This is a genomic window from Kitasatospora sp. NPDC029367, assembly GCF_055569135.1.
Genome location: NZ_JBVHYH010000098.1, coordinates 7,408 through 30,474, shown reverse-complemented (window position 1 = coordinate 30,474; position 23,067 = coordinate 7,408). Strand labels below are relative to the sequence as shown.

Genomic DNA, 23,067 nt, shown 5'->3' with positions numbered 1-23,067 from the left:
AGCAGTTCCGCGAGTGCGGTGGGGTTGGAGGTGTCGCAGGCGGTGATGGTGACGGTGGTGGCGCCGAGGGTGGTGAGTTCGTCCCTGAGCTCTGGTGCGCCGGGTGCGGTGGGTCCGCGGCGGCTGGTGAGGAGGAGGTGGCGGGCTCCGTGGGTGGTGACGAGGTGGCGGGCGAGGTGTGCGGCGAGGGTGCCGGTGCCGCCGGTGATGAGGATGGTGCCGTTGGGGTCGAGGGTGGGTGCGGTGGTGTGTGGCGGGGTGGTGGGGGTGAGCCGGGGGGCGAGGAAATCGCCGTTGCGGAGGGCGAGTTGGGGTTGGCCGGTGGTGAGGGCGGCGGTGATGGTGTCGGGGTGGGGGGTGTCGCCGTGGTGGTCGAGGAGGGTGAAGGTGTGGGGGTGTTCGCTTTGTGCGGTGCGGATGAGTCCCCAGGTGGTGGCGGCGGGGAGGTCGGTGATGGGGTCGTCGGGGTGGGTGGCTATGGCGCCGCGGGTGACGACCACGAGGTGGGCGTTGTCGGGGTGGTCCTGGGCGAGCCATTCCTGCACGCGGGCGAGCGTCTGCTCGGCGATGAGGTGGGCGGCGGCGACCGGGTCGCCGGACGGGGCGGTGTCGCCCTCGGGCCGCACGACCAGCACATCGGCCGCCCCGGTCGCCGGCTCCGTCGCACTGGGCACGTCGACCGGCGACCACTCCACCAGGAACGGCAGGCCCGGGTCCGCGCCGGTGCGTAGGCGCGCGGGGTCGACCGGACGCAGGGCGAGCGAGGCGATGTCCGCGACGGGCGCGCCCGTCGTGTCGGTGACGGTGATGGAAACGCTGCCCGTCCCGGCGGGCGAGAGCCGCACCCGGACACCGTCCGCGCCGACGGCGTGCAGGGACACGCCGCTCCAGCTGAACGGCAGGACACTCTCGGGGTGGTTGCCGAGCAGACCGAGGGCGATGGGGTGCAGTGCGGCGTCCAGTAGGGCCGGATGCAGGCAGAAGCGCTGGGCCGTGGGCTGCTCGGAGTCGGGGAGGGCGACGGTCGCGTAGACGTCGTCGCCGAGCCGCCAGGCCGCGCGCAGGCCCTGGAAGGCCGGTCCGTAGTCGTAGCCCCTGGCGCTCAGGCGCTCGTAGGCGTCCGTGAGGTCGATCGCGACGGCTCCGGCGGGCGGCCAGGCGGCGGACTGCGGGGGCGCGGCCGTGGGCGCGGTGGTGGGCGCTTCGGCGGTGAGCGACCCGCCGGCCCGGCGGGTCCACGGTGTGTCGCCCGAGGCGTCGGTCGGACGGGAGTAGACCGCGAAGGATCGGCGGCCTTCGGCGTCGGGTTCGCCCACCACGGCCTGGAGTTGGACGGCCTCGCCGTCGGAGAGGACGAGCGGGACCTCCAGCGTGAGGTCCTCGACGTGCCCGCAGCCGACCTCCAGCCCGGAGCGCAGGGCCGTCTCCAGGTAGGTGGTGCTCGACAGCAGTACGGTCCCGTGCACGGCGTGGTCGGCGAGCCACGGGAGGCCGGTGGTGGACACCTGGCCGGTGAGGATGTGCCCCTGGCCGTCGGCGAGTTCCACGGCGGAGACGACCAGCGGGTGGTCCGTGCCGGTCTGCCCGAGGGCACCGGTGCCCGTGGCCGCGGGGTGCAGCCAGTACGGCGCGTGCTGGAACGGGTACGCGGGCAGGGGCGGGCGCGGGCCGGTGTGCGGGGTGCCGGCGACGGGCAGGCCCGCGATCCTGCCCTGGGCCAGGGCGGTCGCCAGCTGCGAAGGACCGCCGTGGTTGCGCCGGAGCGTGGCGATCGTGGCCACCGTGGTGTCGGTGGTGTCGGCGGTTTGTTGGATGGGGGTGGTGAGGACGGGGTGGGGGCTGGTTTCGATGAAGTGGGTGTGGCCGGTGTGGAGGAGGTGCTGGGTGACGGTGTGGAGTTGGACGGGGTGGCGGAGGTTGTCGTACCAGTAGTGGGCGTCGAAGGTGGGGGTGGTGCCGGGGTGGGTGGTGGAGTGGAAGGGGATGGTGGGGGTGGTGGGTCGGAGGTCGTTGAGGGTGGTGAGGAATCGGTCGCGGAGGGGTTCGATGTGGGGTGAGTGGGAGGCGTAGCCGATGGGGACGGGTCGGGCTTGGATGCCTTGGTTCCGGTAGTGGGTGATGAGGGTGTGGAGGGTGGTGAGGTCGCCGGAGACGACGGTGTTGTGGGGGGAGTTGTGGGCGGCGATGGTGAGGCCGGGGGGGAGGGTGATCTGGTCGGGGGGGAGGGGGATGGCGGCCATGCCGCCGGTGTCGGTGATGGTGTGGGCGATGAGGCCGCGGTGGGTGATGGTGCGGGCGGCGTCGTGGAGGGTGAGGGCGCCGGCGATGTGGGCGGCGGCTATTTCGCCTTGGGAGTGGCCGATGACGGCGTCGGGGTGGATGCCGTGGTGTTGCCAGGTGCGGGCGAGGGCGACGGTGACGGCGAAGATGGCGGGTTGGACGACGTCGACGCGGTTGAGGTCGGGGGCGCCGGGTTCGGCGCGCAGGACGTCGAGGAGGGACCAGCCGGTGTGGGGCCTGAGGGCTTCGTCGCAGGCGTGGAGGTGTTCGGCGAAGACGGGTGAGGTGTCCAGCAGGGCGAGGCCCATGCCGGGCCATTGGGTGCCGTGGCCGGGGAACACGAACACCGTCTTCCCCGGAACAGCGGTGCCCCGGACGAGCCGGGCGTCCGGCTGATCGGCGGCCAACGCCCTCAGCCCGTCGAGGAGTTCGCCACGCGTGGTGGCGACGACGGCGGCGCGGTGGGTGAAGCCGGCGCGGGTGTCGAGCGCGGCGGCGACGGCGGCGGGGGTGAGTTCGGGGTGGGCTTCGACGTGGTCCGCCAGCCGTTCGGCGTGCTGCCGCAGGGCGGCCGGGGTCCTGGCCGAGAGCGGCCAGGTGACCGGTGTCGCGTCGGCCGTGCCGGTGGGGTGCGACGGTTCCTCGGCCTGAGGCACCGGCCGTGTGGCGGGGGCCTGTTCGAGGATGACGTGGGCGTTGGTGCCGCTGATGCCGAAGGAGGAGACGGCGGCGCGGCGCGGCCGGCCGTGCGTGGGCCAGTCGCGGTTCTCGGTCAGGAGCTCGACCTTGCCCGTGCTCCAGTCGACGTGCGGGGACGGTGCGTCGACGTGCAGGGTCCTGGGCAGGACCTCGTGGCGCATCGCCTCGATCATCTTGATGATGCCGGCGACGCCGGCGGCGGCCTGGGTGTGGCCGATGTTGGACTTCACCGAGCCGAGCCAGAGCGGGTGTTCGCGGTCCTGCCCGTAGGTGGCGAGCAGGGCCTCCGCCTCGATGGGGTCGCCGAGCCTGGTCCCGGTGCCATGGGCCTCCACCACGTCCACGTCGGTGGCGGCGAGCCCGGCGCCGGCCAGGGCCTGACGGATCACCCGGCGCTGGGCGGCGGCGCTGGGCGCGGTGAGGCCGTTGGAGGCGCCGTCCTGGTTGACGGCGCTGCCGCGTACGACCGCGAGGATCTGGTGGCCGTTGCGGCGGGCGTCGGAGAGCCGTTCGACCAGCAGCAGGCCGACGCCCTCGCTCCACACCACGCCGTCGGCGGCGGCCGCGAAGGACTTGGAGCGCCCGTCGGGGGCCAGGCCGCGCTGGCGGCTGAACTCGACGAAGGCGTTCGGGGTGGCCATCACCGTGACCCCGCCGGCGAGGGCGAGGTCGCACTCGCCGTTGCGCAGCGCGCGGGCGGCCAGGTGCAGGGCGACCAGCGACGAGGAGCACGCGGTGTTGACGGTCAGCGCGGGTCCGGCGAGGTCGAGCGCGTACGACACCCGGCCGGACGCGACGCTCGTCTGGGTGCCGGCGAGCAGGAACCCCTCGAAGCCGTCGGGTGCCGCCTGCATGAGCCGGTTGCCGTAGTCGTCGTACATGACGCCGGTGAAGACGCCGGTGTGGGTGCCGCGCAGGGTGGTGGGGTCGATGCCGGCGTTCTCGAGGGTCTCCCAGGCGGTTTCGAGGAGGAGACGCTGTTGCGGGTCGGCGGCGAGGGCCTCGCGGGGGCTCATGCCGAAGAACTCGGGGTCGAAGTCGGCGGCGTCGTGGAGGAATCCGCCGTGGCGGGTGTAGCTGGTGCCGGGGTGGTCGGGGTCGGGGTGGTAGAGGGCGTCGAGGTTCCAGCCGCGGTCGGTGGGGAACTCGCCGATCGCGTCGACGCCGTCGGTCACCAGTCGCCACAGGTCCTCGGGGGAACGGACGCCGCCGGGGTAGCGACAGGCCATGCCCACGATCGCGACGGGCTCGTCGTTCCGCACCCGGGTGGTGGTGACCTCGTCGGTGCGGCCGGTGCCGGTGATCCGCTCGCCGAGGTACCGGGCGAGCGCGGCGGCGGTCGGGTGCTCGAACACCACCGTGGCGGGCAGCCGGAGGCCGGTGGCGGCGTTGACGCGGTTGCGCAGTTCGACGGTGGTGAGGGAGTCGAGACCCTGTTCGCGCAGGGCCCGATCCGGTTCGACCGTCGCGGGATCGTCGTGGCCGAGCACCTCGGCGGCCTTGGCGCGGACGAGGTCGAGCAGCGCCGCCTCCCGCTCGGTCGGGGGCAGTTCGGCGATCCTCCGGGCGGACGCGGCGGACGCGGCGGGCCGCGCGGCGGTGCTGCGGGCGTGGGCCGGCCCGCCGGTGCGGGGCAGCAGGCGGCGCAGCAGCGGGGGGATCCCGCCCCGGTCGTGCTCGGCCCGGACCGCCGCGAGGTCGAGCCGGGCCGGCAGCGTGACCGGCCGGCCGGCGGCGAGCGCGGCGTCGAACAGGGCGAGCGCGTCCTCGGCGGGCATCGCCGCGAGTCCGCCGCGGCGCAGCCGGGCCTGGTCGGAGTCGCTGATCCGCCCCGCCATACCGGCGGAGTCGGCCCACAGGCCCCAGCCGAGTGAGACGGCGGGCAGGCCGGAGGCGCGGCGGTGTTGGGCGAGGGCGTCGAGGAAGGCGTTGGCGGCGGCGTAGTTGGCCTGGCCGGCACCGCCGAGGGTGGCGATCGCGGAGGAGAAGAGCACGAACGCGGTGAGCGGCAGCTCCCGGGTGAGTTCGTGCAGGTTCCAGGCCGCGTCCGCCTTGGGGCGCAGGACGGCGTCGGTCCGCTCGGGGGTGAGGGAGGTGACGGTCCCGTCGTCGAGGACGCCGGCGAGATGGACGACGGCGCGCAGCGGTCGGTCGGCCGGGACGGCTGCCAGCACCGCGGCCAGCGACTCCGGGTCGGCGGCGTCGGCGGCGGTGACGGTGACCTCGGCGCCCAGGGCGCGCAGTTCCTCCGCCCGTTCGGCGGCGCCGTCGGCGGCGGGGCCGCGCCGGCTGACGAGGACGAGGTGTCGGACCCCGTGGGCGGTCACCAGGTGCCGGGCGACCAGGGTGCCGAGGCCGCCGGTGCCGCCGGTGAGCAGCACGGTGCCGTCGAGCACGGTGCCGTCGGGGGTGGCGCCGTCGAGCACGGTGTTGTCGGGGGTGGTGCCGTCGGGGGCGGGGGCGCCGTCCGGCCCGGCCGTGGTGAGCGGGGCCAGCCGGGGGACCTTCACCGTCCCGGCCCGGAGCGCCAGTTGGGGTTCGCCGGTACCGACGGCGGCGGGGACCGCGCGGGCCGAGGCCGGGTCGTCGTCCAGGTCGAGCAGGACGATCCGGTCGGGGTGCTCGGTCTGCGCGGAGCGGACGAGGCCCCAGACGGCGGCGGTCGCGGGGGACGGTGCCGGCGCCGTGTCGTCCACGGCGGCGGCGCCCCGGGTGGTGATCACCAGCCGCGCGTCGGCGAGGCGTTCGTCGGCGAGCCACTCCTGGACGAGCGCCAGCGCCTGCCCGGTGAGCCGGTGCGCGGCGTCGGCGGGGGTGCCGGGCGCCGTGCCGTCCGGTCCGAGGTCGTCGGTGTGCAGCGGTCCGGCGAGGACCAGGTCGGGGACGGGGGCGCCGCCGACGACCGCCTCGCGCAGCGCGGCGAGGTCCGGGTAGGACTCCGCGGTCGGGCCGTCCGCCGGCGCGGGCCCGAGGACGGCCCACCGGGCGGCCTCGGGTGCGCCGAGCGGCAGCGGCCGCCACTCCACGGTGTACAGGTTCCGTACGGTGCGGCCGGGGGCGAGCCGTGCGACGGCGACTGGCCGCAGCGCGAGGGTGCCGACGGCGAGCACCGAGCTGTCGGTCTCGTCGGTCACGGTCACCTCGACGGTGTCGGCTCCGGCCGAGGCCAGCCGGACCCGCAGCGGTTCCCCTGCGGAGGAGCCCGAACCCGGTGCCGAACCCCGTGCCGAACCCGGTGCCGAACCCCGTGCCGAACCCCGTGCCGAACCCCGTGCCGAACCTCGTGCCGAACCCGAACCCGAGCCGCGGCCCGGAGCCGGACCGGAGCCCGCGTCGGCCTGCGCCGCCGCCCCCGTCGCGAAGCCGGTCCAGGAGAACGGCAGGAGCAGCTGCCCGGAGTCCCCCCGGAGCATCCCGGTGGCGGCCAGCGGGTGCAGCGCGGCGTCGAGCAGCGCGGGGTGCGGGGCACCCCGCCCGGTGTCCGTCCGCAGTTCCGCCGGGAGGGTCACCTCGGCGAACAGGTCCTCGCCCAGCCGCCAGGCCGCCCGGACGTTCCGGAACGCCGGTCCGTACTCGTAGCCCTGCTCGTGGAGGTGGTCGTACAGCTCGGCGACGTCGAGTTCGGTGGCTCCGTGCGGCGGCCACTCCCCGCCCGGGACCACGTCCGCGCCCGGGCCGGCGGGCGCAGCGGCCGAGACGAACCCGGCCGCGTGCCGCGTCCACTCCGCGCTGCCCTGGCGCGCGTACAGCCGCACCGGGCGGCGTCCGGCCCCGTCGGAGCCGCCCACGACGACCTGGAGCCGGACCTCGCCGTCCTCGGGGACGGTGAGCGGTGCCTCCAGGGTGAGTTCGTCGACGGTGCCGCAGCCCACCTCCGACCCGGCCCGTACGGCGAGGTCCAGCAGCGCGGTGCCGGGCAGCAGGACGGTGCCGCGCAGCGCGTGGTCGGCCAGCCAGGGCCGGGTCGCGATGGACAGCTGCCCGGTGAACACGTGCCCGTCGCCGTCGGCGAGTTCCGTCACGGTGTCCAGGAACCGGTGCCCGAGGGCGTTGGCGCCGCGCGCGGCCGGCTCGATCCAGTAGCGCTGCCGCTGGAACGGGTAGGTCGGCAGGTCGCCGGGGTCCGCCGGGGCGTCGCGGAGGACGGCCCGCCAGTCGACCCGCACGCCCTGGGTGTGCACCCGACCGAGCGCTGCCGCGAACCGGTCCCAGCCGCCGTCGTCGCGGCGCAGCGACTCGGCGACCACGGCGCCGGCGGCGCCCGCCGCCTCCACGGTCTGCTCGATCGCCTGGGTGAGCACCGGGTGCGGGCTGACCTCGATGAAGGTGCGGTAGCCCTCGGCCGCCAGCTCCCGGATCACCGGCTCGAACTCGACCTGGTGGCGCAGGTTGCGGTACCAGTACTCGGCGCCGGTCTCGAACGGCTGCTGCCGCACCCCTTGCACGGTGGAGCGGAAGGCGGTCCGCGGTGTGCGGGGGGTGATCGGCGCGAGCACCTCCGCGAGCCGGTCCCGGACGGCCTCCACGTGCGCGGTGTGCGAGGCGTAGTCGATGGGCACCCGCCGGGCCCAGACGCCGGCCTCGGCGCAGTGCGCGGCCAGCTCCTCCAGGGCGGCGAGGTCGCCGCCGACGACGGTGGAGGAAGGGCCGTTCAGCGCGGCCACGGTCAGCCGGCCGTCCCAGCGGGCGATCAGTCCGGTCACCTGGTCCAGGGGGCGGGCCACCGACAGCAGGCCGCCGGTGTGCGCCAGCGGCAGCAGCTCGCGTCCGCGCAGCGCGACCACCCGCGCGGCGTCGGGCAGTGACAGTGCGCCGGCGACGTAGGCGGCGGCGATCTCTCCCTGGGAGTGGCCCATCACCGCGTCGGGCTCCACCCCGGCGGCCCGCCAGAGCGCGGCGAGGGCCGCCACGACCGCGAAGGTCGTGCACTGGATCACGTCCGACCGGTCCATCCCGGGAGCCCCCGGTGCGCCGGCCAGGACGTCGCGCACCGACCAGTCCAGGTACGGCTGGAGGGCGTCGGCGCAGGCGAGGAGTTCCGTCCGGAAGGCCGGCGAGGACTCCATCAGCCCGGCGGCCATGCCCGCCCACTGCGAGCCCTGCCCGGGGAAGACGAACACGACCTTGCCCCGGTCGGCCGCCGTGCCCCGTTCGAGGCCGGGCGCCGGTTCGCCGTTCGCGAGCGCGGCCAGGCCGGCTCCCAGGGCGGCCCGGTCGGTGCCGGTGAGGACGGCGCGGTGGGTGAACGCGGGGCGGCCGGTGGCGAGTGCCCGGCCGATGCCGGGCAGCGCGTGGTCCGGGGCGGTGTCGAGGTGGCGGCGCAGCAGCTCGGCCTGGGCGCGCAGGCCCTGCTCGTCGGGCGCCGAGACCAGCCACGGCACGGCGGTGTCGGCGCCGGGCGTGACGGGTCGGAGGTCGCCGTCCCCCGTTTCGCCGTCCCCCGTTTCGTCGGCCGCGGGCTCGCGGACCGCGGGGATCCCGGGGGCCGCAGGGGCCTCGGGGGCCTCTTCGAGCACCAGGTGCGCGTTGGTGCCGCTGATCCCGAACGACGACACGGCCGCCCGCCGGACGGCCGTGTCGGGCCACGGCCGCGCCTCGGTCAGCAGCCGGACGGTGCCCGCCGACCAGTCGACCTGACGGGTCGGCCGGTCCACGTGCAGGGTGCGGGGCAGGGCCCGGTGGCGTAGAGCCATCACCATCTTGATCAGGCCGCCGACGCCCGCCGCGGCCTGCGCGTGCCCGATGTTGGACTTGAGGGAGCCCAGCCACAGCGGAGCGTCGGCGGGCCGGTTCCGTCCGTAGGTGTCGATCAGGGCCTGGGCCTCGATGGGGTCGCCGAGCCTGGTGCCGGTGCCGTGCGCCTCGACGGCGTCCACGTCGGCGGGTCCGAGCCCGGCGTCGGCGAGTGCCTGGCGGATCACCCGTTCCTGGGACGGCCCGTTGGGCGCGGTCAGCCCGTTGCTCGCCCCGTCGGAGTTGACGGCGGAGCCGCGGATCAGGGCGAGGACGCGGTGGCCGTTGCGCCGCGCGTCCGAGAGCCGCTCCAGCACCAGCATCCCGGCACCCTCGGCCCAGGCGGTGCCGTTCGCGCTGTCGGAGAAGGCTTTGCACGTGCCGTCGGCGGACAGCCCCTGCTGCCGGCTGAACTCGACGAAGATCCCGGGGGAGGCCATCACGGTCACGCCGCCCGCGAGCGCGAGCGGGCAGTCCCCGTTGCGCAGGGCCCGGGCCGCGAGGTGCAGCGCCACGAGTGAGGACGAGCAGGCGGTGTCCACGGTGAGCGCGGGGCCCTGGAGCCCCAGGGTGTACGCGATCCGGCCGGAGGCGACGCTCGCCGTCGTACCGGTCAGCAGGAAGCCCTCCAGGCCTTCGGCGCCCTCGGTCAGCCGGGGCCCGTACTCCTGGGACATCGCGCCGACGAACACGCCGGTCTGGCTCCGGCCCAGCGACAACGGGTCGATGCCGGCCCGTTCCAGAGCCTCCCAGGACACCTCCAGCAGCACCCGCTGTTGGGGGTCCATCGCCTGTGCCTCGCGCGGGCTGATGCCGAAGAACGCGGGGTCGAACCGGTCGGCGTCGGCGAGGAACCCGCCGCGGCGCACGGAGGAGGTGCCGGAGGCCGCCGACTCCGGGTCGAACAGGGCGTCGAGGTCCCAGCCCCGGTTCTCCGGGAAGTCGGAGGTCGCGTCCGTCCCGGTCTCCACCAGCCGCCACAGCTGCTCGGGTGTGCGCACGCCGCCGGGGAACCGGCAGGCCATTCCGACGATCGCGATCGGATCGTCGGCGTCCGCGGCCGGCCCGTTCGCCGGGTGGTCGGGCCGGTGCCCGGCCGTGGGCGCGGCGGTGCCGGGCGCCTCGGCGAGGCGGTCGCGCAGGTGATCGGCGAGGAGTCGCGGCGTCGGGTGGTTGAACAGCAGCGCGGCGGGCAGCTCCAGGCCCGTCGCCGTCACCAGCCGGTTCCGCAGCTCCACGGCGAGCGAGGAGTCGAAGCCGAGTTCCTTGAACGAGCGCCCGGAGGCGGGCTCCTCGCCGCCGGTGTGGCCGAGGACGGCGGCCGCGTTCCGGTGCACCAGGTCCAGCAGCGCCCGGCGCCGTTCGGCGGGTGGCAGCGCGGCCAGTGCCTCGGACACCGGGGGCGGGGCGGCGGTGTCCCGCTCCTGCTCGCCCGGGTCCGCGGCCGGTCCGTCGGGCGGTGTGTCGGCCGTGGTCCGCCGACCGGTTCCGGGCTCCAGCCAGTAGCGGCGCCGCTGGAAGGGGTAGGTCGGCAGGGAGATCCGCCGGGGCCGGGCGCCCTCGAAGAGCCGGGCCCAGTCGGCGTCCGCGCCGACGGTGTGCAGCCGTGCCAGCGAGGTGAGGAATGCCGTCCAGCCCGGCCGCTTGCGGTGCAGGGTGCCGGTGGTGACGGTCGTCGTACCGGTGTCGGTGGTGTCGGCGGTTTGTTGGATGGGGGTGGTGAGGACGGGGTGGGGGCTGGTTTCGATGAAGTGGGTGTGGCCGGTGTGGAGGAGGTGCTGGACGGTGGTGTGGAGTTGGACGGGGTGGCGGAGGTTGTCGTACCAGTAGTGGGCGTCGAAGGTGGGGGTGGCGCCGGGGTGGGTGGTGGAGTGGAAGGGGATGGTGGGGGTGGTGGGTCGGAGGTCGTTGAGGGTGGTGAGGAATCGGTCGCGGAGGGGTTCGATGTGGGGTGAGTGGGAGGCGTAGCCGATGGGGACGGGTCGGGCTTGGATGCCTTGGTTCCGGTAGTGGGTGATGAGGGTGTGGAGGGTGGTGAGGTCGCCGGAGACGACGGTGCTGTGGGGGGAGTTGTGGGCGGCGATGGTGAGGCCGGGGGGAAGGGGAGTGATCTGGTCGGGGGGGAGGGGGATGGCGGCCATGCCGCCGGTGTCGGTGATGGTGTGGGCGATGAGGCCGCGGTGGGTGATGGTGCGGGCGGCGTCGTGGAGGGTGAGGGCGCCGGCGATGTGGGCGGCGGCTATTTCGCCTTGGGAGTGGCCGATGACGGCGTCGGGGTGGATGCCGTGGTGTTGCCAGGTGCGGGCGAGGGCGACGGTGACGGCGAAGATGGCGGGTTGGACGACGTCGACGCGGTTGAGGTCGGGGGCGCCGGGTTCGGCGCGTAGGACGTCGAGGAGGGACCAGCCGGTGTGGGGTCGGAGGGCTTGGTCGCAGGCGTGGAGGTGTTCGGCGAAGACGGGTGAGGTGTCCAGCAGGGCGAGGCCCATGCCGGGCCATTGGGTGCCGTGGCCGGGGAACACGAACACCGTCTTCCCCGGAACACCGGTGGTCCGGCCGGTCACCGCCAGGGGCGCCGGGTCCTCGCCGGCCACCGCCGCCAGGCCGTCGAGGAGTTCCTCGCGGTCGGAGCCCAGGACGACGGCGCGGTGCTCGAACGACGAGCGCGTGGTCAGCAGTGACCAGCCGACCTCGACGGGGTCGAGCCGCCGCTCCTCGACGGCGGTCCGCAGGGCGGCGGCCTGCGCGCGCAGCGCGGTCCGGTCCCGTGCCGACAGCACCCACGGCACGACCCGCCCGTCGGCGGCCCCTGCCCCGGCCGTCGCCCGGGCACCGGTCGCGGGCTCCGCCTCCGGTGCCGGGTCCACGACCGGCTCCCCGGCGGTCCGGGGCGGCTCGGTGACCACCACGTGGCAGTTGGTACCGCCCATGCCGAACGAGTTGACGCCCGCGACCAGCGGCGCGTCCGGCCGCGGCCACGGCCCCGGCTCCGTGCGCACCTCGATGTTGAGCGCGACCGGGTCGATCATCGGGTTGGGCGTCTCGTAGTTCAGGCTGGCCGGGAGCCGGCGGTGCCGCACGCTGAGCGCGGTCTTGATGAGGCCGACGATCCCCGCCGCGCCCTCCAGGTGGCCGACGTTGGTCTTGGCGGAGCCGACCTGCAGCGGCCCGTCCGTGCGGGCGGTGGCGAGCGCGGCGCTCACCGAGGCGGCCTCGACCGGGTCGCCCACCTTGGTGCCGGTGCCGTGGAGTTCCACGTACTGGACGGAGCCGGGGGCGAGGCCGGCCCGGTCGTGGGCCAGGCGCATGACGTCCCGCTGGGCGTCGGCGCTGGGCACGGTCAGGCCGTCCGTCGCCCCGTCGTTGTTCATCGCGGAGCCGCGGATCACGCAGTAGATCCGGTCGCCGTCGGCCACCGCCCGGGCGAGCGGCTTGAGGACGACGAAGCCGCCGCCCTCGCCCCGGACGTAGCCGTTGGCGCGGGCGTCGAAGGTGTAGCAGCGGCCGTCCGGCGAGAGTCCGCCGAACCGTTCGGTCTCCACCGCGGTCGCCGTCGCGAGGTTGAGGTTGACGCCGCCGGCCATCGCCACGTCCGACTCGCCGGACAGCAGGCTCTCGCAGGCCAGGTGCACCGCGACCAGCGCCGAGGCCTGCGCGGCGTCCACGGTGAGGCTCGGGCCGCGCAGCCCGAGGGCGTAGGAGATCCGGTTGGCGATGATGCCGCGGCTGGTGCCGGTCAGCGAGTGCTGGTCGACGGCTTCGGGGCCGTGGTCGTGCAGCAGGGCGGCGTAGTCGTCGCCGATGGCTCCGACGAAGACGCCGACCGCCCGGCCGGCCAGGTCGGCGGGGACGGTCATCGCGTCTTCGAGGGATTCCCAGGCGAGTTCGAGCATGAGTCGCTGCTGCGGGTCCATGCTCGCCGCCTCGCGGGGCGAGATGCCGAAGAAGGCCGCGTCGAACCGGTCGACGCCGTCGAGGAACGCGCCGTGCCGGAGCCCGGCGGTCCGGCCGGCCTCGCCGCGCCAGCGGTCGGGCGGGGTCGCCGAGACGGCGCTGCGCCCGTCGGTGAGCAGCTGCCAGAACGCGGCCGGGTCCGGTGCCTGGGGCAGGCGGCAGGACAGTCCGACGATGGCGATCGCGGCGCCCTGTTCGGGGAGGGCTCCCCCGGGGACGGTGAAGTCGTCGGGCATGGGTCCTGGCCGCCTTCCTCGTACAGCTGAACATCGTCGGGTGACATGGGGAAACCGAGCGGCCAGGTCATTTCCTCGCCGCTCGGGGAAACGCCGGAACCGTGCGGCTCAGTCCTCCATGGAAATGGTCGCCACGCAGATCGTGGTGTGTTCGTCGGGCCGTTCGACGAACTTGAACGTCCGCGTTCCCGTCTTTCCGGCGTAGCGCCCGCTGACGCCGATCGCGGGGAAACTGTTGACGCGGAACTCGGTGCCGTTCGGGTCCTCCTGGGCGACCGGGCCGGTCCAGCTGATGACCCCGTCGGCGAGCGTCTCGGTGGCGGTCATCAGCTGCATCAGGCTGCCGTCCGCGGGGTTGCCGTAGACCACCGCCATGCCCTCCGACGTGGACACCAGCGTGCCGTCCGCGTCGTAGAGCTCCTCGGTGAACGTCAGGTGGTGCCCGACTCCGGGCCGGGTCTCGCGGTGCACCGTGGTGTGGCAGACCTCGTGGAGATTCTCCAGATACATGGAATTCCGTTCTCCGTTCCGGACGGTGGCGGCGGACCGGCACTTCCGGGCCCGTCAGGAAATCATGGTCAACAGGCCTTAAACGGTCCTAAGAGCGGAGTGCCCGCGGGGGCGCGGGACGGGAATTCAGGGCAGGCCGAGCCGCGTGCGACAGCGGAAAGCCGCGGCGGACAGCACGGGCGCCTCGCGCGCCCGGTGTCCGCCGCGGCCGGGTGTTCCGCCGTCAGATCACGTGGACTTCGGGCACGTACAGGATCCAGCGGCCACCGGCCTGCTGGAACTCCTGCTCCTTGGCCATGATCTCCTCGGCGTGGTTCCAGGCGAACAGCAGCGCGTAGTCCGGGTAGGAGTCGCTGAAGGCCGCCGGCGGCCGGACCGGGATGTGCATGCCCGGGGTCAGGCGGTTCTGCTTGTCCGGCGTGGTGTCGCAGACGAACTGGACGAGATCGGGGCCGATCCCGCAGAAGTTCGTCACCGTGGCGCTCTTCGCGGTCGCGCCGTATCCGACCACGGTGCGGCCCTCCGCCCGCAGCCGGGTCAGCAGCGCCAACAGGTCGTCCCGGATCGCGGTGACGTTCGCCGCGAACGCCCGCAGGGTGGCGAGTTCGCCGAGCCGCTGCGCGGCCTCCTCGGCGAGCAACCGGCCGACGGCCTCGGACGGGGTGCGGGCGCCCTGGCGGGCGAGCCAGTACCGCACCTCGCCGCCGTGCACGGGCAGGCGGTCGACGTCCACCAGTTCGAAGCCGAACCGCTGGGCGGCGGCCTGCACGGAGCCGGCCGAGAACACGAAGAAGTGCTCGTCGTAGATCTGGTCGAAGGACGTCTTGGCGACCACGTCGCCGAGGTACGGGTCCTCGAACACGAACACGCCGTCGGGCGAGAGCAGCGCGTCGACGCCGCGGAACACCGACTCCAGGTACGGGATGTGGCACATGGTGTTGGCGGCGTAGATGACGTCCGCCGGGCCCTCGGCGGCGTGGACGGCCGAGGCGGTGGCCTCCTCGAAGAAGTCGGTGCGCACCCGCACCCCCTTCGCCTGCGCCACCTTGGCGACGCCGGTGGAGGGTTCGAACCCGAGGTGGCGCACGCCCGCGTCCTGGACGGCCCTCAGCATGATGCCGTCGTTGCAGCCGATCTCCACCACGAACGGGTCGGGCCCGGTGAGTTCGGTGTCGAGCAGGCGCTGCGCGAGGCCGGCGAAGTGCTCGCGCATGACGGAGGAGCCCGACGAGTGGTACGGGTACTCCTCGTGGAACATCAGGTCCCGGGGGACCTCCTCGGTCAGCTGGACCATGCGGCAGCCGCCGCACTGGCCGACGGCGAGCCGGTAGAAGAACTCGCCGTCCGTGCGGCCGGGTTCGAGGAACCGGTCGGACAGGGGTTGGCGGCCCAGGTCGAGGAACTCCGTCACCTCGCCGCCGCAGACGCGGCAGGCGACCGGTGCGGTCACATCGGCTGGATCGGTCATGATCGAACTCCTTCGCGGTGAGTCAGAGCTCCGTCAGTACCTCGCGCAGCGCGCTGATGACCTTGTCCTGGAGATCCGGGGGCAGTGACGGGTACATGGGCAGGGAGAAGACCTCGTCGGCGAGGCGTTCGGTGACCGGCAGCGAGCCCGGGGCGTAGCCGAGCTTGGCGAACCCGCTCATGGTGTGGACGGGCCACGGGTAGCTGATGTTCAGCTCGATGTCGTGCTGCTTGAGCCGGTCGATGATCTCGTCGCGGCGCGGGTGGCGCGCGACGTAGACGTAGTAGACGTGTTCGTTGCCGGGGGCGACGGCGGGCAGGAGCAGGCCGCCCGGTCCGGTGAGGTCGCCCAGTCCCTCCTGGTAGCGGCGGGCGATCTCCCGGCGGCGCGAGACGTAGGTGTCGAGCCGGGGCAGCTTGGTGCGCAGGATCTCGGCCTGGAGTTCGTCGAGCCGGCAGTTGTGCCCGGGGGTCCGGACGACGTAGTAGACCTTGTCCATGCCGTAGTAGCGCAACTGGCGCAGGTCCTTGGCGAGGTCCGGGTCGTCGGTGAGGACGGCTCCGCCGTCGCCGTAGGCGCCGAGCACCTTCGTCGGGTAGAAGGAGAACGCGGCGATGTCCCCCATCGTCCCGGCGAGCCGGCCGTTCTGGCGGGCGCCGTGGGCCTGCGCGCAGTCCTCCAGGATCGCCAGCCCGTGCTCCGACGCCAGCCGCCGCAGCGGCTCCATGTCGACGCACTGGCCGTACAGGTGGACCGGCAGCAGGACCTTGGTGCGCGGGGTGATCGCGGCGGCGACCTGCTCGGTGTCCATGAGGAAGTCCTCCTCGCGGACGTCGACGAAGACCGGTGTCGCGCCGGTGCCGTCGATGGCGAGCACGGTGGGCGCCGCGGTGTTCGAGACGGTGATCACCTCGTCGCCGGGGCCGACGCCGAGCGCTTGGAGCGCCAGTTTGAGGGCGTTGGTCCCGTTGTCGACGCCGACGCACTGCGCCAGGCCGTGGTACTGCGCGAACTCGGCCTCGAAGCCGTGCACGCTTCTGCCGAGGATCAGCTGTCCGGACTCCAGCACCGTCTCGACGGCCGCGAGCAGGTCCGCCTTCTCCTCCCGGTACTCCGGAAGGTAATCCCATACACGAGTCGTCATGATCCTCACCGTGACATCGGGGCAGGATGCGGAGCATCCACGGATTTTCCGTCCTTGGTGGCGCGGGTCGCCCAGGCGCTCATGTAGTCGTTGTCCCGCTCGATGCCGAGCGCCTGGGTGCTCAGGAAGTCCACGGCGTCGGCGTAGGCGTACGGCTGCATGAACCCGCCGGCCCGCACGTCCCGGTAGAGCCGGGACAGCGGGTGGGCCGCGGTGAACGACGCGCCGCCGACCAGGGTGAGGCAGTCGTTCACGATTCCGGGGGCGAGCTGGTTGACGATCAACTTGGCGCACTGGAACGGCTGCATCATCTGCCGGCCGCGCTCCGCGGGGTCCCCGCCCAGGTCCGCGCTGCGGGCGTCGGCCGTGGTGAGTGCGGTGGCGGCGGTGGCGCGCAGCGCGTAGAGGCGGGCGCTCAGTTCGGCGATCAGGGTGCGCGCGGCGGCGGGCGCCGGCTCCGAGCGGCGTACGAGCGCGGCCACCGCCAGGTCGTAGGCGGCCTGCGCGACACCGACGTAGGCGCCCAGCATCCCGATCGAGCTGACCGTCTGCCCGGCGAGCACCGCGTCGTTGCGGGCGCCGACCAGGTCGCGGACGAAGACGTCCTCGGCCGGGATCGGACAGTCGTCGAAGACGATGTCGACGGTGCCGGAGGCCCGCATTCCCAGGCCGTCCCAGTTGTCCAGCACGCTGAACCCGGGAGTGTCGCGGGTGACCACCGGGGACACCAACCGGGGCGCCTCGCCGGGCAGTTCCGTCTTCGCGTTGATGACGAAGTGGGTGCCGATCGGCCCCATGCTCACCAGGGTCTTGCGGCCGGACAGCCGCCAGCCGCCCGCACCGTCGGGAGTCAGCCGGGTGACCGCCGTGTGGTGGTCCTTGATGCCCGAGCACACGACGGCCTCGCCGGCGACCATCATCCGCAGCAGCCGTTCGGCGAGGGCGCGGGCCGCCGGGCCGCCGTGCCGCCACTCGTAGCCGAGGGTGATGCCCCGGCTGAACTGCATGTGCAGCGCGAGCGCGGTGGAGGCGTCGGCGTGGCCCACGCGTACGAGCGCGGTGGCGACGTCGTACAGCCGGTCCACCCCCAGACCGCCGAGTTCGGCCGGCACCGTCGCGCCCATCAGGCCGTCCTTGCGGAAGGCGTCGAAGGTCGCGGTGGGGAAGGTGCCGGTGCGGTCGTGTTCCGCCGCGGTGGCCCGGATCTGCGGCAGGTAGCCGGCGAGCCGGTCGACCAGGGCGCGGCCCGCGGGGGTCACCGGTTCGTGGAGCCCCGTTGGCGGGGCCTGGTGTGCCGTCGGTGTGGACATGGTGTGCTCCGTACTCTTTCCGTCGGCGGTCATCGGCGTTCGGTGCTTCCGGCCGGCCCGGGCGTGGCCCGCGGCCGGCCGCTACTTCTTCAGCGGTTCCCACCAGGACCGGTTGTCGCGGTACCAGCGGACCGTGTCGGACAGCCCCGACTCCAGGCCGATGCGCGGCCGGTACCCCAGTTCGGTGCGGATCTTCGTCCAGTCGACCGAGTAGCGCCGGTCGTGTCCCGGACGGTCGGCGACCTGCCGGACGGCGGACCAGTCCGCGCCCAGCTCCGCCAGCAGCCGGACGGTCAGGTCGCGGTTGGAGAGCTCGGTGCCGCCGCCGATGTTGTAGACCTCGCCGGGCCGGCCGCCCTCCAGCACGAGCTGGACCGCGCGGCAGTGGTCGTCGACGTGCAGCCAGTCCCGGACGTTCCCGCCGTCGCCGTACAGCGGGACGGGCAGGCCCTCCAGCAGGTTGGTGACGAACAGCGGGACGACCTTCTCCGGGAACTGGTACGGGCCGTAGTTGTTCGAGCACCGGGTCACGGAGACCGACAGCCCGTGGGTGCGGTGGTAGGCGCGGGCGAGCAGGTCGGCACTCGCCTTGGAGGCCGAGTACGGCGAGTTGGGCTCCAGCGGCTGGTCCTCCGTCCAGGAGCCGGTCTCGATCGAGCCGTACACCTCGTCGGTGGACACCTGCACGACCCGTCCGACGCCCGCGTCCAGGCAGGCCTGGAGCAGGGTGTGGGTGCCCTGCACGTTGGTCTGCACGAAGTCGTCGGGGCGACTGATCGAGCGGTCGACGTGGGACTCCGCCGCGAAGTGCACGACGACGTCCGCGCCCGGCAGCACTTCGGCCAGCAGCCCCGCGTCGCAGATGTCGCCGACCACCAGCTCGAACCGGCGGTCGGCCGAGACCGGCGCCAGGTTCTCGGTGTTCCCGGCATAGGTCAGCTTGTCCAGGACGGTGACCCGGGCGTCGGCGAACTCCGGGTAGGCGCCGGTGAGCATCTGCCGCACGTAGTGCGACCCGATGAACCCGGCACCCCCGGTGACCACCACGCGTTGGTTCGACGACATGTCCCAGTACCCGTCTCAGTCGGTCTTGCCCGATATCGCCATGACGTACCGGCCGTAGCCGGACTTCTGGTGCTTGCTGCCCAGCGCGTAGCAGGTGTCCGCGTCGATGTACCCGAGGTTGAGCGCGATCTCCTCCAGGCAGCCGAGCCGTACGCCGCGCTGCTCCTCGGCCCGGACGAAGGCGGCCGCGTCGAGCAGGCCGTCGTACGTGCCCGCGTCCAGCCACCTGGTGCCGCTGTCCAGCGAGTGGATGCGGGCGCGGCCCTGGGCGAGGTAGGCGCGGTTGACGTCGGTGATCTCCAGTTCGCCGCGTGCCGACGGGGTGATGTCGCGTACCACGTCGACGACGTCGCCGGAGTAGACGTACAGGCCCGTCACGATCTCGGAGCCGCGCGGCCGGGCCGGCTTCTCCTCCAGGCCGATCAGGCGTCCTGCGGCGTCCTTCTCGGCGACGCCGTAGGGGCGCGGGTCGGGCACGGTGTGTCCGAACAGGGTGGCGCCGTCGGCCTCGGCCAGGCTGCCGGTGAGCAGGCCCGGCAGGTTCGGGCTGGAGAAGATGTTGTCGCCCAGGATGAGCGAGACCGGTCCGGTGCCGATGAAGTCGGCGCCGATCCGGAGGGCGTCGGCGATTCCGGCGGGCTGCCACTGCTGGGCGTAGGTGATGTCCAGGCCGAGTTCCGCGCCGTCGCCGAGGACCTTCCGGAACATCGGGGCGTCGGTGGGGGTGGTGATGACGAGGAATTCCCGTATCCCGCCGAGCATCAGCGTGGACAGCGGATAGTAGATCATGGGCTTGTCGTACACCGGGAGCAATTGTTTGGAGAAGGCGACGGTCAGCGGATGGAGCCGAGAACCTGTTCCCCCGGCCAGAATGATTCCCTTCACGGGCGGCACCTCTGCTACCTGGGATCGGGCGTCCGAATACTGGGAGCGAGCGTTTTTCGGTCGTTCACATGGTCGGTCGCGGCCGTTCGGATGTTGTCCTGTTCACGGTCGCCCGGTCCGCTAAAACCGGTCTTGCGCCAGGCTAGGGCGGGTCAGCGGCGGGACTCGACCGACTTGATGACCTCGCGCGCGACCAGGTCGACCTCCTCGTCGAGCAGGTCCTGGTGCGCGGGCAGCAGCAGGGCGGTGTCCGACACGATGTCGGTGACCGGCAGCACGGTCTGCGTGGCGCCGTACCGCTGGACCCGGTGCAGCGGGTAGTAGCGCCAGGAGGTGTAGATCCCCTGGGCGAGCAGGTCCTCGCTGACCCCGTCGCGGATCTCCTGGGAGTCGAACCGCAGCCAGTAGAAGTAGTGGGTCGACTCGTGGCCCGGCGGCACGGCACACGGGGTGCGGACCCCCGGCACGTCGGCCAGCGCCCGGTCGTACCGCTGGGCGATGGCGCGCCGCCGCTCGACGAACCCGCCGAGCCTGCGCAACTGCACCATGCCCATCGCGGCGGTCATGTCGTTGCCGACCAGGCGCCGCCCGATGTCCTCCACCTCGAAACTCCACCACAGGTGCTTGGACTTGGCGGCGGTGGTGAACGAACTGCGGTCCTCCAGGCCGTGGTAGGCCAGGCGGCGCGCCCGGCGGGCCCCCTCCGGGTCCCGGACGTACAGCATGCCGCCGTCCCCGGTGGTGATGACCTTGCGGGCGTCGAAGCTCCAGATGCCGTAGTCCCCGAAGGTGCCGCACCGGCGGCCGTGCGCGCTGGAGGCGACCGACACGGCCGCGTCCTCGACGAGGGCCACGCCGCGCTCCGCGCAGAGCGCGGCGATCTTCTCCACCTCGCCGGGGTAGCCCCCGTAGTGCAGGACGATCACGGCCTTGGTCCGGGGGGTGAGCACGGCGAGGACGTCCTCGACCCGGGGGTTGAGGGTTTCCTCGTCGATGTCGCAGAACACCGGACGGGCGCCGGCGTCGACCACGCAGTTGGCGTTCGCGATGAAGCCGTTCGACGGCAGCACGACCTCGTCGCCCGGCCCGACGCCGAGCAGGTCCATGGTGAGGAACAGCCCGGAGGTCGCCGAGTTGAGGAACAGCACGTTGTCGGACGACACTCCGAGGTGCTGCGCGAACAGCTCCTCGAACTCCTCGGTCCGCGGCCCGTACCCGAGCCACTTGCTGTCGAACACGGCGCTGATCGCGGCGAGTTCCTCCGCCCCGATACTTGGCTGGGTCACATTTATCATTACGCGTCTCCAGATCGAGGGGTACGGTGGTCGACGGCGGCTCGGATGGCGTGCCGACAACCGCCGGACGGTGCACATGGACAGGCCGAGTTTCGGGCGTCCGGCTAAAGGTGTCCTAAAGCTCGGCCGAGCCCTCCGGTTTTAGGGGTACTTCAGTCGGCCGGGATATCCGTTGGGAGATCACCAAGGTTCCCGGCCGGGCGAGCGCCCGGTCGTCCAGCGCACCCCGGAGGTAGCATGGCCGAGAGCGTCGGCGCGGTCGACAATGCGGTTTTCGACGAGCGCCTTGCCAATTTCCAGAACTGGCAGGAAACCCCGTGGGGGCAGCTGCGCTATTCGGTGGTGGCGGCCAACCTGGCGCGCCACCTGGGCGACGGACCGCTGCGCGTGCTGGACGTCGCGGGCGGCAACGGCAAGGAGGGCGTCCGGCTCGCGCTGGCCGGCCACCGGGTGACGATCTTCGACGTGGCGCCGGTCTCCCTCGACGGGGCGCGCAAGCTCGCCGAGGAACGCGGGGTGACCGACCGCGTCGACGTCCGCGAGGGCGACGCGCACGATGTCCCGAAGCTCTTCGCGGGCCAGGAGTTCGACCTGGTGCTCTGCCACAACCTGCTGCAGTACGTGTCGGACCGGGCCGAGGTCTTCCGGGGCATCACGACCCTGCTCACGCCGGGCGGCCTGCTCTCCGTGGTCTGCCCCAACACCTACGCGGTGCCGCTGGAGGCCGCGGTGCGCGAGCTCGACCTCGAAGCGGCCCTGCGCGCCGTCGACGCCCGGACCAAGCCCAACGTGGTGTACGGCAAGGACATCGACGTCCTGACCGCCGACGAGATCGCCGGCCTGTACCGCGAGTCCGGCCTCGACGTCGTCGGCACGCACGGCGTGATGAACGTCTGCAACCTCATCGCGGACAACGACATCAAGCACGACCCGCAGTTCTTCGCCCGGCTGGAGGAGCTGGAGATCGCCCTGGCGGGCCGACAGCCCTACCCGTCCACCGCGCGCATGTTCCACCTCATCGGGCGTCGTCCGAGTTGACGGCCGCCGGCATCTGCGAAGGGATCCTGTCATGCGGGTTCTGATCACCGCGGCCACCTTCCGGTCGCACCTCTATCCGTTGGTCCCGCTGGCGTGGGCACTGCGGGCGGCGGGCCACGACGTGCGGATCGCCGTCCAGCCGTCGCTGGTGGGCGACGTCACCGCCGCCGGCCTGCCCGCCGTCGAGGTCGGCCGCGGCCCCGACTTCATGAGCGAGCTCAAGAAGTCCGTCGACTCGGGCGGCGGCACCCCGCCGGGCACCGCGCCGAGTATCGAGAAGATCGTCGTGCCGCACATCCGGATCGCCGAGGCGGTGGTGGCCGACCTGCTCCCGTTCGCCCGGAACTGGAAGCCGGACCTGGTGGTGGCGGACCCGGCCGCGTTCGCCGCGCCCGCGATCGCCAAGGCCGCCGGGGTCCCGCTGGTCCTGCACACCTGGGGGCCGATGCCCCATCAACTGTGGGCCGACCTCACGTCCGAGCGCGCGGTGCGCGAGAACTGGCCCAAGGACCTGGTGGCGTTCCTCGACACCTGGAACGTCGAACTCGGCCCGGACTACGCGGACCTCGTGGTGGACCCCTGTCCCGAGGAACTGCTCGCGATCCGGATGGCCAAGCGCCAGGAGGCGCGGTACGTGCCGTACAACGGCGCCGCCGTCACCCCGGCCTGGCTGGACGAGCCGAAGCGACGGCCGCGGGTCTGCATCACCTGGGGCACCACCAGCGAGTTCATGGGCCCGGAGGTGCTGCGCCCGCCGCTGCTGGCGATCGAGGCGCTGGCCGGCCTCGACGTCGAGATCGTGGCGGCGCTCGGCAAGGCCGGCCGGGAGCTGCTCGGCGACGGGAGCGAGCAGGTCCGGGTGGTCGACTGGATGCCGCTGTCGATGCTGATGCCGACCTGCGACGCCCTGATCAGCCAGGGCGGCCCCGGGACGGTCCTGGCCGCCCTCGTCAACGGGGTGCCCCAGGTGGTCGTTCCGCAGATCAGCGCCCAGCCGCTCGGCGCCGAACTGCTCACCAAGAGCGGGGCGGGCCTGACGCTCAGGCCCGACGAGCTCACCGCCGAGTCCGTCGTCGAGGCCGTCACCGAACTGCTCGAGGGCGGCTCGGTGGGGCCCGCCGCCCGGGTGCTCGCCGAGCGGAACGCCGCCCGGCCCGACCCGACGCAGCTGGTTGCCACGCTCGGCGCCCTGGCGGCCGGTCGGTAGGAGCGCGGTTGGTAGGAGCGCGGTCGGCCGGGGCCGGCCGGGCGGGGGCGGTGCTCAGCCGTCCGTGCCCGGCCGGCCCCGGTCCGTCGGTGCCCGCCTGTTCGGCCTGTCGGTGCCCGGTCCGTCGGTGCCCGCGGTTCGGCCCGTCCGTGCCCGGACCGGGGGGGGGGGGGGGGGGGGGGGGGGGGGGGGGGGGGGGGGGGGGGGGGGGGGGGGGGAGGGGGGGGGGGGGGGGGTGGAGGG

At 73.4% G+C, this 23,067-nt stretch carries 10 protein-coding genes; 2 read left to right on the top strand and 8 right to left on the bottom strand.

The window, feature by feature from the left end; genetic code table 11:
• From ACZ4W5_RS34545 to ACZ4W5_RS34510, 8 genes are all read right to left on the bottom strand, one after another.
• Positions 1 to 12,902, bottom strand: a 12,902-nt coding sequence (locus ACZ4W5_RS34545) for a type I polyketide synthase (protein WP_465659027.1), incomplete at its 3' end; no start/stop codon positions are given.
• 108 nt (positions 12,903 to 13,010) lie between these two features.
• Positions 13,011 to 13,412, bottom strand: coding sequence for an allene oxide cyclase barrel-like domain-containing protein (locus ACZ4W5_RS34540; protein WP_360245982.1), 402 nt, complete (start codon positions 13,410 to 13,412; stop codon positions 13,011 to 13,013).
• Positions 13,413 to 13,635: 223 nt separating this feature from the next.
• Positions 13,636 to 14,880 carry a methyltransferase domain-containing protein gene (locus tag ACZ4W5_RS34535; RefSeq protein ID WP_465659026.1) on the bottom strand — a complete coding sequence of 415 codons (1,245 nt, stop codon included), beginning with the start codon at positions 14,878 to 14,880 and terminating at the stop codon, positions 13,636 to 13,638.
• A 22-nt stretch (positions 14,881 to 14,902) separates the two neighbouring features.
• A complete protein-coding gene (locus ACZ4W5_RS34530) occupies positions 14,903 to 16,024 on the bottom strand; it encodes a DegT/DnrJ/EryC1/StrS family aminotransferase (protein ID WP_360245988.1) in 1,122 nt (373 codons plus the stop codon).
• 5 nt (positions 16,025 to 16,029) lie between these two features.
• On the bottom strand, positions 16,030 to 17,334 hold the full coding sequence (locus ACZ4W5_RS34525; protein ID WP_465659024.1) for an acyl-CoA dehydrogenase family protein: 1,305 nt from the start codon (positions 17,332 to 17,334) through the stop codon (positions 16,030 to 16,032).
• 81 nt (positions 17,335 to 17,415) lie between these two features.
• Entirely contained in the window at positions 17,416 to 18,399 is a 984-nt protein-coding gene (rfbB, locus tag ACZ4W5_RS34520; RefSeq protein WP_465659023.1) for a dTDP-glucose 4,6-dehydratase, read from the bottom strand.
• Positions 18,400 to 18,414: 15 nt separating this feature from the next.
• Positions 18,415 to 19,284 carry a glucose-1-phosphate thymidylyltransferase RfbA gene (rfbA, locus tag ACZ4W5_RS34515; protein ID WP_465659022.1) on the bottom strand — a complete coding sequence of 290 codons (870 nt, stop codon included), beginning with the start codon at positions 19,282 to 19,284 and terminating at the stop codon, positions 18,415 to 18,417.
• A 152-nt stretch (positions 19,285 to 19,436) separates the two neighbouring features.
• Positions 19,437 to 20,579, bottom strand: coding sequence for a DegT/DnrJ/EryC1/StrS family aminotransferase (locus ACZ4W5_RS34510; RefSeq protein ID WP_465659021.1), 1,143 nt, complete (start codon positions 20,577 to 20,579; stop codon positions 19,437 to 19,439).
• A gap of 237 nt (positions 20,580 to 20,816) precedes the next feature.
• On the opposite strand from ACZ4W5_RS34510, the gene ACZ4W5_RS34505 reads away from it, so the two are divergent.
• Complete coding sequence (locus tag ACZ4W5_RS34505) at positions 20,817 to 21,617, top strand: methyltransferase domain-containing protein (RefSeq protein ID WP_360246003.1); 801 nt, start codon at positions 20,817 to 20,819, stop codon at positions 21,615 to 21,617.
• Positions 21,618 to 21,648: 31 nt separating this feature from the next.
• Positions 21,649 to 22,824 (top strand): nucleotide disphospho-sugar-binding domain-containing protein, encoded by a 1,176-nt coding sequence (locus tag ACZ4W5_RS34500; protein ID WP_465659019.1) that lies wholly within the window; start codon positions 21,649 to 21,651, stop codon positions 22,822 to 22,824.
• Positions 22,825 to 23,067 lie beyond the last annotated feature (243 nt).

Excerpts from the sequence above, each read along its gene's own strand:
- ACZ4W5_RS34525 (WP_465659024.1), bottom strand. The coding sequence starts at position 17,334 with ATGTCCACACCGACGGCACACCAGGCCCCGCCAACGGGGCTCCACGAA.
- ACZ4W5_RS34530 (WP_360245988.1), bottom strand. The coding sequence starts at position 16,024 with ATGACGACTCGTGTATGGGATTACCTTCCGGAGTACCGGGAGGAGAAG.
- ACZ4W5_RS34535 (WP_465659026.1), bottom strand. The coding sequence starts at position 14,880 with ATGACCGATCCAGCCGATGTGACCGCACCGGTCGCCTGCCGCGTCTGC.
- ACZ4W5_RS34505 (WP_360246003.1), top strand. The coding sequence starts at position 20,817 with ATGGCCGAGAGCGTCGGCGCGGTCGACAATGCGGTTTTCGACGAGCGC.
- rfbB (WP_465659023.1), bottom strand. The coding sequence starts at position 18,399 with ATGTCGTCGAACCAACGCGTGGTGGTCACCGGGGGTGCCGGGTTCATC.
- ACZ4W5_RS34500 (WP_465659019.1), top strand. The coding sequence starts at position 21,649 with ATGCGGGTTCTGATCACCGCGGCCACCTTCCGGTCGCACCTCTATCCG.
- ACZ4W5_RS34510 (WP_465659021.1), bottom strand. The coding sequence starts at position 20,579 with ATGATAAATGTGACCCAGCCAAGTATCGGGGCGGAGGAACTCGCCGCG.
- ACZ4W5_RS34540 (WP_360245982.1), bottom strand. The coding sequence starts at position 13,412 with ATGTATCTGGAGAATCTCCACGAGGTCTGCCACACCACGGTGCACCGC.